The following is a 12,695-nucleotide window of genomic DNA, read 5'->3' on the forward strand; positions in this document are numbered from 1 at the left end:
TTTCCGAAAATGATTTTCTAAAATTACAGGAGTTTTTATGTCGGGTTCTGCGACTGCAACAGCTACTCTGACTTATTCAGGTGGTAAGTTTGGTGCTACTGGTCAGGTCACAACAAAAAATGGTTCTGCTGTCAAGGTGACATCTGAGCATTCAGATGGTGGCACTTCAAGCAAAACTAAAATTGGCCTGCAGTTGCCTATTGGTAAGGATACATACGCGGGTATTACCTTTGATACTTATGGAAATCCTACTAGTGTAAACTTGCATGATAATAATACAAGTATGGATATTGGTTTTGGGTCGAAGGGAAATATCGACTTAAATCACGTAGGTAAAAATGGCGAAATAAGTCATTTTGATTTGGCTCCTGATAATTTTGGAAAGATTTATTATACTTGGACTAATGACGATGGGTCGACCAGTACAGTACAAATTTTTCAAGATAAGGACGGCTTAGGTGGGCTTGGTAGATATACTGAAGAACAGAAAGATGGGACATATACCGAGTTTGGTTTTGGAAGGGATGGGGCTGATATCGGTTTTAAAAGAATAAAAAAGGAAGGCGAGAATGGGGAATTCAAGACTGAGACAGGAAGTCTTGGTATTGGTATTGATAAAGACGGCGGTATGAAGGTTAAGGAGACATATAACGGGGATGCTGGATCTTCAGAAGAGGAGGAAGAGGAGGAGGAGGAGGAGGGTGAGTTTGATTTCCCTCCTGGCTTTATTCCTGACTTCTCAAAAGTTGAAAAAGATGATATTGGCAAGATGGGGTCGTCGTTCGATGATGCGGAAACTACCACAAGCCCCTTGGTGTTAGATCTTGATGGTGATGGAGTGGAGACAGTTGGGGTTTCTCCCGGAGTTCACTTTGATCACGATGGTAATGGGTTTTCGGAAAGTACTGGGTGGGTAGGAAAAGATGACGGCTTGTTAGTTTTTGACAAGAATCACGACGGTAAAATCGACTCTGGATTAGAACTTTTTGGAAATAAAACAACCGTTTCAATAGGTCAAAAAGCAGCCAATGGCTTCTTGGCGCTAGCTGATTTTGATGGTAATAAAGATGGGATTTTTGATTCTCGTGATGCGGCATTTTCTGAAATAAACGTATGGGTAGATAAAGACTCAAATGGTGCTGTGGATGCCGGTGAACTGTTATCCCTGGATCAGGCGGGAGTTGCCTCAATTAAATTGTCTTACTCTGATCCGGGTAAGCTGGATGCTAATGGGAATGTACCTCGTAATATCATTGATGCAAATGGTAACGAGCATCGACAGCTTAGTACTTACACACGAACTGACGGATCTCTTGCTGCAATAGAAGATGTCTGGTTTGATGTTAATGGCTCGGATACGATCGATAATTCTGAGATTGAAATCTCGCCTGAAATAGCATCTTTGCCTAATATCGAAGGGTTCGGGAATGCCCATGATCTGCAGCAGGCAATGGCCCGTGATAAGCCCCTTCAGTTTCTGGTCGAATCGTTCAAAAATGAGCTGGATGCGTCAGCTAGGCAGAAGCTAGTTTTAGATATTATTTATCATTGGGCTGGAGTGCAGGATGTTGATCCTAAAAGCCGTGCCGCTACGCAAATTTACGGAAATGTCATTGGTGATGCTCGTAAGCTCGCGACTTTAGAGACGTTTTTGGGCGAAGATTATCTAGGTACTTGGTGCTGGGGGACACGTGATCCTAATCCGCACGGCCCCGCAGCCGCTAAATTGCTTCAGGCGTTTGATAATTTTGCGTCCATTGTTTATGACAAGCTCATGCTTCAGACGCATTTGGCGGAGCTATTCGACGGCCTCAGTGCTACATATGATGAAAATGGTACTCATTGGGATGTATCAACTGTCGTATCCAAGCTAAAAGCCCAATTCGATGTAAATCCCGAGAGAGGGGAGCTGTTGATTTCCGAATTCGCTAAGGGGTTAGCTGATGGAGGTGATTTCGGCGAAAAATTATTGGTTGAACTTCGGAATGCTGGAAAAACTGAGGATGGTGATTTCTCAGCTCTGCTCTCAGCTATGGGGCACAGCAACAATATAGGCGGTATCGGTAACGATGTATTGAATGGTGCTTCTGGTAACGACCATTTAAGAGGGTTAGCGGGTAACGATAATATTTATGGCGGGGAGGGCGACGACGAAATCTATGGCGGTGCTGGCAATGATTATCTTGCTGGTGGAGACGGCGCCGACACCTACCATTTCAATTTAGGCGATGGCAAAGATACTATTCAGAATGGTGACGTAGATGATGCAGGGGCGAAGCCCGATACGCTTGTCTTTGGCAAGGATATATCGTCGGCGGACATCATCGTCAAGCGTAACAACTACGACCTCGTTCTTACTGTTCGAGGTACTCAAGACAGCGTTACGATTCAAAGCTATTTCGACGACGTGACGTTGGCCAACAACGGATATGCGGTCGATAAAATCCAATTTGATGATGGAAGTTTTTGGACTGTTGAACAAGTTAGAGCAATTTCTCAACTGAGCACGGATGGTAATGATCAGTTATGGGGCGGTGCTACTGATGACACATTAAGTGGCGGGATGGGGGACGATTCTCTATTTGGTTTGGCAGGCAATGACGTCTTGAGCGGCGATGCTGGGGACGACTCGTTGTCGGGCGGGGCTGGCAACGACACCTTGAAAGGTGAGGCTGGCAACGACACCCTTAATGGCGGTGACGGGACGGACTTGTTGTCGGGTGGCGACGGTGTCGACACGCTGTATGGTGGTGCCGGGGCCGATCTGCTCGAAGGCAACAGCGGCAACGATAATCTCAATGGCGATGCTGGCGATGACGTCCTCGATGGCGGTGCCGGTAACGACTCGTTGTCGGGCGGTGCAGGCTCCGATACCTATCGTTTCAGCCGAGGTTGGGGCCAGGATTCGATCAGCAACTACGACACCAGCACCAATAAATCGGATGCCATTGAGTTTGCATCGGGCATCGTGCCTGGCGATATCGCTGTCACTCGTTCCGGCGACAGTTTGATTCTCACGCTGCGTGGAACAACTGATCGCATCACGGTCTCCAGCTACTTCAGCAACGATGGCGTGAGCGCCTATCAGCTGGAGTCGATCAAGTTTGCTGACGGCACCAACTGGTCACTCGATCAGGTCAAGTCGTTGGCAATGCAGTCCACCGATGGCAATGATTCAATCTGGGGTTATGCCTCCGATGACACCCTGAGCGGTGGCCTGGGTGACGACACCCTCTATGGCCAGGCTGGCAACGATACCTTGAAGGGTGATGCTGGCAACGACACCCTTAATGGCGGTGACGGGACGGACTTGTTGTCGGGTGGCGACGGTGTCGACACGCTGTATGGTGGTGCCGGGGCCGATCTGCTCGAAGGCAACAGCGGCAACGATAATCTCAATGGCGATGCTGGCGATGACGTCCTCGATGGCGGTGCCGGTAACGACTCGTTGTCGGGCGGTGCAGGCTCCGATACCTATCGTTTCAGCCGAGGTTGGGGCCAGGATTCGATCAGCAACTACGACACCAGCACCAATAAATCGGATGCCATTGAGTTTGCATCGGGCATCGTGCCTGGCGATATCGCTGTCACTCGTTCCGGCGACAGTTTGATTCTGACGCTGAGCGGCAGTACCGATAACATAACCGTCTCCAGTTACTTCAGTAATGACGGTGATAACGCTTATAAGCTTGACGAGATTCGTTTCGCCGATGGGACGATCTGGAGGCCGGATCAAGTCAAAACGATGGCGGCCTTCAAGAGCACTGATGGTAACGATGTCCTGACGGGTTATGCATCCGACGACACCATCAGCGGCGGTCTGGGCAATGATACGATTTACGGTCGGGCCGGGAATGACACGTTGTCAGGTGATGCTGGTAACGACACGTTGTACGGCGAAGAGGGAAGCGACGCTCTCTACGGCAGTGCCGGTATTGATTTACTCTACGGCGGCAATGGCAACGACACTCTGGATGGCGGTAGCGGAAACGATACGCTCGATGGCGGCATGGGATCTGATACCTATCTGTTCCGAAAAGGATCAGGACAGGATCAAATCAATAATGCTACATCGGGTGATACGATTGCCAATAAAGTCGATATCGTCAAACTGGATGGGTTGAACCCGGCCGATATCACGGTGCGTAGAGAATCTAACGATCTGGTCATCCAGATTAAGTCAACAGGCGATTCAATACGCGTCAACTCTCACTTCAGCCAAGACGGTGCTAGCGCCTACGCGGTGGATCAGCTTCAGTTCGCAGACGGAACCGCCTGGGATGGAGCAAAACTAAAAACAGAAGTGCTGAGGGCAACTGGCGACAACGATACGATCATTGGCTATCAGACTGCTGATCAACTGTTCGGCCTGGCAGGCAACGACACGATCAGCGGCCGTGGTGGCGATGACATGCTGGATGGCGGTGCTGGGAAGGATACTCTCAACGGAGATGAAGGCGCTGACACTATGCTGGGCGGTGCTGATAACGACGCACTTAACGGCGGAGAGGGTAACGACGGACTGGACGGTGGAACAGGTAATGACACGCTCGCAGGCGGGCTTGGTTCAGATACCTACGTTTTTCGGCGCGGTGCAGGGCAGGATACTATTTCCAATGCGGTATCCAATGAGACCAATCCTGACAAGTCGGACGTAGTTCATCTTGAAGGTCTCAGCCCTGAAGATGTCGTGATTCGACGCGAGTCCGATGACTTGATCATTCAAATCAAGGATACGAATGACTTTGTTCGGGTGAGCGGACACTTCAGTTCAAACGTCGCGTACGGCTACGCAATCGATCAGGTGAAATTCGCTGATGGATCAGTTTGGGACAAGTCTTTTATCAAGTCCGCGCTAATGACCGGTACTGCTGGTGACGACAGCATCACAGGTTATGAGACTGCGGATACGCTGAAAGGGCTCGGCGGCAACGACACAATTAGTGGTCGAGCTGGCGACGATATCTTGGAAGGGGGCGATGGCCGAGACACGTTGTATGGCGAGGATGGCAACGACACTCTGTTTGGCGGTGCTGGTAATGACACGCTTTCCGGTGGAAACGGTAACGATATTCTGGATGGGGCATCAGGCAACGACTCGTTGAGTGGTGGCAGTGGTTCAGACACCTATATTTTCCACAAAGGCTCTGGTCAGGACACTATTTCGAACTATGCGTCTCAGGACGCGACTCAGAGCAAACTTGATGTCGTGAAACTGGAGGGACTTACTGCCTCCCAAGTCAGTATTCGTCGTGAGTCGGACGATCTCATTGTCCAGATCATTGAAACGGGCGAAACACTTCGTGTCTCGTCGCACTTCAGTAGCGACGCCTATGCCGTCGACCAAGTGCAATTCGGCGACGGTACTTTCTGGGATAAAACCCAAATCACCGCCGCTTTGCTGCTGGGGACTGCTGGGGATGACACCATCACTGGCTATGCCACTGATGACAAGCTGAGCGGATTGGCGGGTAACGACGTACTCAGTGGGCGAGCGGGCAATGACACTCTGGATGGCGGAGAGGGTAATGACACGCTTTACGGCGAGGGTGGCAACGACACTCTGCTGGGTGGAAAAGGGAACGATAATCTGAGTAGCGGTGACGGCGATGACTTTCTTGATGGCGGAGCTGGTACAGACTCGCTCGCCGGCGGTAAAGGGTCGGATACCTACATTTTTCGTAAAGGCTATGGCCAGGAGACGATCAATAACTCTGCATACAACGATACGACTGAACATAAGCTGGATGTGATTCGTCTTGAAGATCTGAACATGTCGGATGTGACTATCAGGCGTGAGTCGGATGACCTGCTGATTCAGATTAAAGAGTCTGGTGGAACATTACGCGTCAGTTCCCATTTCAGTACCAGCACGATCTCCGGCTATGCGATTGATCAGCTTCAGTTTGCCGATGGTACGGTTCTGGGTAACGCACAGATCAAAGCTGCATTGCTCTTGGGAACCGATGGTGACGACGTCCTGACGGGATACGGCACTGATGACGTCATTACCGGTGAGGATGGTAATGACACGCTCAGCGGTAGCTCTGGAAATGACAGACTTGATGGCGGAGATGGCAAGGATACCCTTTCAGGTGATGATGGAAACGACCTGCTTCTCGGCGGTTCGGGCAACGATTCTCTTAATGGTGGTTACGGCAACGACCTTCTGGATAGTGGTTCAGGGAATGACTCTTTGAGTGGCGGATATGGATCCGACACCTATGTCTTTGGCCACGGCTCCGGACAGGACACCATCAATAACTCGGCCTATAACGACACCACGGTCAATAAGCTCGATGTGGTAAGGCTTGAAGGACTGAACCAGGCTGACGTTTCCCTGCGTCGTGAGTCGGACGATCTCATTATCCAGATTCGTGATTCAGGAGAGACATTACGCATTACCTCGCATTTCAGCTCCGGTGCGATTTCCGGGTATGCCGTCGATCAATTGTTGTTCGCAGATGGATCAACTTTGAACGTTGATCAACTCAAGGCCTTCATGCTCGTCGGAACAGAAGAGGACGATTCCCTTATTGGATTCGAGTCGGCAGATGTTCTTAACGGGCTTAGTGGAAACGACACGATCAGTGGTCGCGGCGGTAACGATGTTCTGAATGGGGGCGATGGTAAAGACACGCTTTCCGGTGACGATGGTAATGACACGCTGCTCGGTGGTGCTGGGAATGACACTCTGAATGGCGGTTATGGGAATGATTCTCTTGATGGTGGTTTGGGTAACGACTCGTTGAGTGGTGGTTTTGGTTCAGATACCTATTTGTTCCGTAAGGGAGCAGGTCATGACACGATCAGCAACTCTGCTTACAACGATACAACAGCAGGCAAGCTCGACGTCATTCGATTTGAGGGCCTCAACTCTGAGGATGTGCTTATCCGCCGTGAGTCCGATGATCTGGTTCTTCAGATTAAAGAAACAGGTGAAACCCTTCGGGTCACTTCTCATTTCAGCACCAGTATGATTTCCGGATATGCCATCGATCAGCTTCAGTTTGCCGACGGAGCAGTAATAGATAATTCGCAGATCAGAAGGGCACTGCTGAATGGAACTGAGGGTGACGATGCCCTTATCGGTTATGAAACCGATGACGTACTCAAAGGCTCTGCTGGCAATGACACCATCAGCGGGCGTACAGGTAACGACACTCTTGATGGCGGTGACGGCAAAGACAGCCTCAATGGAGAGGAAGGTAACGATATCCTCCAGGGTGGGGCTGGTAACGATACGCTATCAGGTGGGAATGGAAACGACCTATTGGATGGTGGTGCCGGTGATGATTCGTCGGGGGGTGGATTTGGTTCGGATACCTATATTTTCCGAAAAGGTTCGGGCCTGGACACGATCAATAACTATGCCTATAACGACACGACGGCTAACAAACTGGATGTCATTAAATTTGATGGGCTGAACCTCTCGGACATTTCGATACGGCGCGAGTCGGACGATTTGGTTATCCAAATTAAAGAGACTGGCGAGACCCTTCGTGTGATTTCGCATTTCAGTTCTAGCCTAATCTCTGGTTATGCAATTGATCAATTGCAATTCAATGACGGAGCCATTCTGACTAACGCTCAGATCAGGTCGGCCATGCTGAGCGGATCTGATAGCGATGATACTCTAATCGGTTATGAGTCAGCGGATGTACTGACGGGGTCTGCTGGCAACGACACGTTGAGTGGTCGAGGCGGTGAGGACGTGCTTTTGGGAGGCGAAGGCCGCGATACGCTTAATGGAGAAACAGGTAACGATGTCCTGGATGGTGGGATCGGTAACGATACACTTGCCGGCGGGGCCGGATCAGATACTTATATCTTCAGAAAAGGTTCCGGGCAGGACACCGTTAACAACTATTTCTACAACGACACGACTGCCAACAAACTGGACATTGTAAAATTAGAGGGGTTGACCTCTACGGATGTCATATTGCGTAGAGAGTCGGATGACCTGATCATTCAGGTCAAAGACACTGGCGATACCCTGAGAGTGGCTTCGCACTTTAGTACCAGCACCATATCGGGCTACGCCATTGATCAGCTTCGGTTTGAAGGTGGCGATATATGGAGCAAGGCTGATATCAATGCAAGCGTGGTAGTTTCGGCTGCACCACTAAATCTCAATGGCACAAGCGGCAATGATGTGATCACTGGAGGTGTTGGCAACGACACCCTGAGCGGTGGTGCCGGGGACGATATTCTTGATGGTGGTGCGGGAGCTGATCGTCTGGACGGCGGTGTAGGTGACGACATCTATCTGTTCGGCAAAGGATCAGGGCAGGACACGATTTCCTCCAACGAAACTCGCGTGGGCAAGTTGGATGTCGTCAAGTTGGTTGATCTTACTGCTACCGACATTAGCGTGAAGCGTGAGAACTATGACCTTGTTATCAATATCAATGGCACGGCCGATAGTTTACGAGTGTCGAGTTACTTCATAGGCGATGCGACGTCCGGCTATCAAGTAGATCGACTCCAGTTCTCGGATGGCACCTTCTGGAGTCAGGATGTGATCAAAGCCCAAGTGCTACTTGGCACTGCGGCTGACCAGTACTTAGCCGGGTATAAAACAGATGATCAGATCGACGCAGGGGGTGGCGACGACACTGTCAGTGGCGGAGCAGGTAACGATGCATTGATCGGTGGGGGAGGCGCAGACACTCTTAGCGGCGACGAAGGTGATGATGTCCTAGAGGGCGAAGCAGGAAACGACACATTGAGTGGTGGTGCCGGGAACGACACGCTGGATGGCGGAAGTGGTAACGATCGGCTGGATGGCGGGGCAGGCGATGATACTTATCTGTTCGGTCGGGGAGCAGGGCAAGACATTTATTCCTCTTATGAAAATCGTGTCGGCAAGCTCGATACTGTAAAGCTGATGGATCTCAACGGGTCTGATGTCTCCCTTTCTCGGGAAGGTGCTGATCTCGTTATTCGCGTAAATGGTTCCACTGATAGCCTGAGAGTTTCTAATCACTTCCAGAGTGACGCTGCAGCTGGATACCAAGTTGATCGAATCCAATTTGCAGATGGTAGCTATTGGGATCAGTCCGCTATCAAGTCACGTGTGATTCAAGGAACGGACGGTAGTCAGTCTCTTACAGGCTACAGTACAGACGATGTGATTGACGCCGGAGCCGGTGACGATACGGTCAGCGGTAGCGGCGGTAATGACACGCTATTGGGTGGCGCTGGAGCCGATACGCTTAACGGCGATGACGGCAACGACCTTCTTCAGGGTGGCACAGGCAGCGACGCCCTCAATGGCGGTGTTGGTAACGATACTGTCGATGGCGGCGCAGGCAATGACCGTCTGGATGGAGGTGCAGGCGACGATATTTACATCTTCGGCAAAGGCTCGGGTCAAGACACGCTGTCTTCGTACGAAACCCGTGCGGGCAAAGTAGACACTTTGAAACTGAATGGCTTGAACGCCTCAGACATCAGCCTGGCCCGCGATGGCAATGACCTGATCATCCGTATCAATGGCACAACCGATAGTTTACGAGCGTCGAATCACTTCATTGGCGATGCGACTTCCGGCTATCAGTTGGATCGCATCCAATTCGGTGATGGTTCGTTCTGGGATCAATCGATCATCAAGACGCAGGTGCTGAAGGGCTCGGACTCGGATCAAAGCTTGATGGGCTACGCTAGCGATGACGTTATCGACGCGGGTGCGGGTGATGACACCGTTTACGGTGGAGCGGGTAACGACGCTCTGTCTGGCGGTAGCGGTGCGGACACGCTTAACGGCGATGATGGTGATGATAAGCTGAACGGCGGCGTTGGTAAGGACACCCTTAATGGTGGCGCGGGCGCTGATATTCTCGACGGTGGTGCAGGTAATGACATCCTGAATGGTGGTGCCGGTGACGATACTTACCTGTTCGGTAAAGGATCTGGCCAAGATTCGATTTACTACGCCAACGAGTCTCGTCCAGGCAAACTTGATACGGTGAAACTGCTCGGCCTGAATGCGCGTGACGTCACCATTTCTCGCGAGGGCTATGACCTTGTCCTCAAAGTGAATGGCACAACCGATAGCTTGCGTGTTGTTTACCACTTCATGGGCGACGCTACGGCTGGATATCAGATTGATCGCATTCAGTTTGCCGACGGCAACTACTGGGATCAGACGTTTATCAAGACCGAAGTTTTGCGAAGCACAGACGCTAACCAGTCGTTGACTGGTTACGAAACGGACGACGTGATCAATGCTGGCGCGGGTGACGACTCTGTTAGCGGTGGTGGCGGTAATGACATCTTGTCCGGTGAAGTGGGTGACGACACGATTAGTGGTGGCGCAGGTAAGGACACTTTGATCGGGGGTAGCGGCACGGACACCCTTAACGGTGATGATGGTGATGACCTTCTTCAAGGTGGAATTGGCAACGACACCCTCAACGGCGGGAATGGTAATGACGTCCTTGATGGTGGATTAGGCAATGACCTGCTGAATGGTGGGAATGGTGACGATACCTATCTGTTCGGCAAAGGCTCTGGCCAAGACCGTGTCTATTACGCCAACGAAACCCGGGCAGACAAGATCGACACCGTGAAATTGATCGATCTGAACGCCAGCGAAGTGAGTTTGTCACGCGATGGCTATGACTTGGTTATCCGGGTCAATGGAACAACCGATACCTTCAGGGTTGTTTACCATTTCATGGGCGATGCGACGGCTGGATATCAGATTGATCGTATCCAGTTCGCCGATGGCAGTTTCTGGGATCAGACCGCAATCAAGAAGCAGATCCTGCACGGCACTGCGGCAGACGAAACACTGTCAGGGACTTCGGCGGACGACACCGTCGATGCTGGAGCTGGGGACGATACTGTTAGCGGCATGGCGGGTAGTGACATGCTTACCGGCGGCGCCGGTGCCGACACGCTCAATGGTAACGAAGGAAATGACGTCCTGCTGGGCGGCGCAGACAATGACAGCCTCTACGGTGGAGAGGGTAATGATGTGCTCGATGGTGGCGCCGGCAATGATCGCCTGGACGGTGGCGCGGGAGATGACACCTATATCTTCGGCAAAGGGGCTGGGCAGGACACCATCTACTACGCCAACGAGACTCGTGCAGGCAAGCTGGATACTGTCAAACTGACTGACCTAAACGCCACTGATGTAAGTGTTACTCGTGATGGCATGGATATGGTCATCCGGGTCAACGGCACGACAGACAGCCTGCGAGTGATGTATCACTTCCAGGGAGATGCGACTGCCGGGTATCAGATTGATCGTATCCAGTTTGCCGATGGTAGCTTCATGGATCAGGCCGCGATCAAGTTCCAGGTACTGCAAGGTTCGGATGGCGATGACACGCTTTCCGGCACCAGTAGTAACGACTTCATTAATGCCGGATTGGGCGACGATATCGTGAACGGTGGAGGCGGTGACGATACCCTCAAGGGGAATGACGGTACCGACACTCTGAACGGAGGCGAAGGTAATGACTCGCTGCAAGGTGGTGCCGGCAACGACGCCCTCAACGGCAATGACGGTAATGACGTTCTCGATGGCGGAGCAGGCAACGATGTTCTGAACGGTGGTAACGGAGACGATACCTACCTGTTCGGCAAGGGCTCTGGTCAGGACACTATCAACAACGGCGGCGAGGTTCGCGTAGGGAAAGCCGATACGATCGAACTGACCGATCTAAACCCTACAGATGTGCTCGTTAAACGTGAAAACAACGACCTGCTTATCCAGGTTATTGGTAGCTCGGATAGCTTGCGCGTCGCCTCACATTTCACCACGGATGCAACTGCCGGATATCAGGTTGATCGCATTCAGTTTGCTGATGGAAGTGAGTGGGATCAAACTGCAATCAAGTCGAATATAGTTCGCAGTACTGACTCGGATGACATCTTGCGTGGATTCGCTACCGACGACGTGATCAGCGCAGGCATGGGTGATGACGTTGTTTATGGTGCCAATGGTAACGACACGATTTCTGGCGGGGCTGGTGCCGATACGCTTTACGGCGAGGCGGGCAATGATCATTTACTGGGCGATGCAGGTATTGACACGCTCTCTGGCGGTGACGGTGATGACGTGCTTGATGGCGGGGCGGGCAACGATATCTTGACTGGCGGTGAAGGCAATGACACTTATGCGTTTGGAGTCAGAGGAGGGAAGGACTCAATCAACAACTATGGCACGAGCGCCAGTACTGATACCGTTCAGTTCGACGCTAGCGTCAGTCTTGAGGATCTCTGGTTCCGTCGCAGCAGTAACGACCTGGAAGTCGGTATTGTCGATACCCCCGACAAGGTCGTGGTTAGTAATTGGTACGCTTCCAATGACTACCATGTGGATCAGTTCAAAACAGCTGACGGGAAAACCTTGCTGGACAGCCAGGTGCAAAGCCTGGTCGACACCATGGCATCTTTCGGCGTGAGTGCTGGTGCAGAAAGTAGTTTGACTCAAGCGCAGCAGAATCAGTTAGATGCGGTTCTGGTCGCGAGTTGGAAATAGCGTCGACGTAGATTAAAGCTGTAAAAATAGCGCCCCGGTTTACCGGGGCGTTTTCATATCTGCGCAAGCCATAACGCGTTGAGTGTGTCTAGCACAGCAAACGATGAGGAAGATGTAGAAGGTCATCTGCAGTCCTTAGCCGGGTTGATCTGGACTAAGGGAAAGCTAGCCCTCTAGGCGTTGGATGCGTCTGAGA

General features: G+C 51.4%; 1 protein-coding gene. It reads left to right on the forward strand.

Annotated features, from left to right (window positions below; genetic code table 11):
- Window positions 1–37 precede the first annotated feature (37 nt).
- Window positions 38–12,499 (forward strand): calcium-binding protein, encoded by a 12,462-nt coding sequence (locus ACP7E4_RS02955; RefSeq protein ID WP_426112036.1) that lies wholly within the window; start codon window positions 38–40, stop codon window positions 12,497–12,499.
- Window positions 12,500–12,695 lie beyond the last annotated feature (196 nt).

This window comes from Pseudomonas sp. DSP3-2-3 (genome assembly GCF_049898225.1).
In the GTDB taxonomy this organism is placed as follows: Bacteria; Pseudomonadota; Gammaproteobacteria; order Pseudomonadales; family Pseudomonadaceae; genus Aquipseudomonas.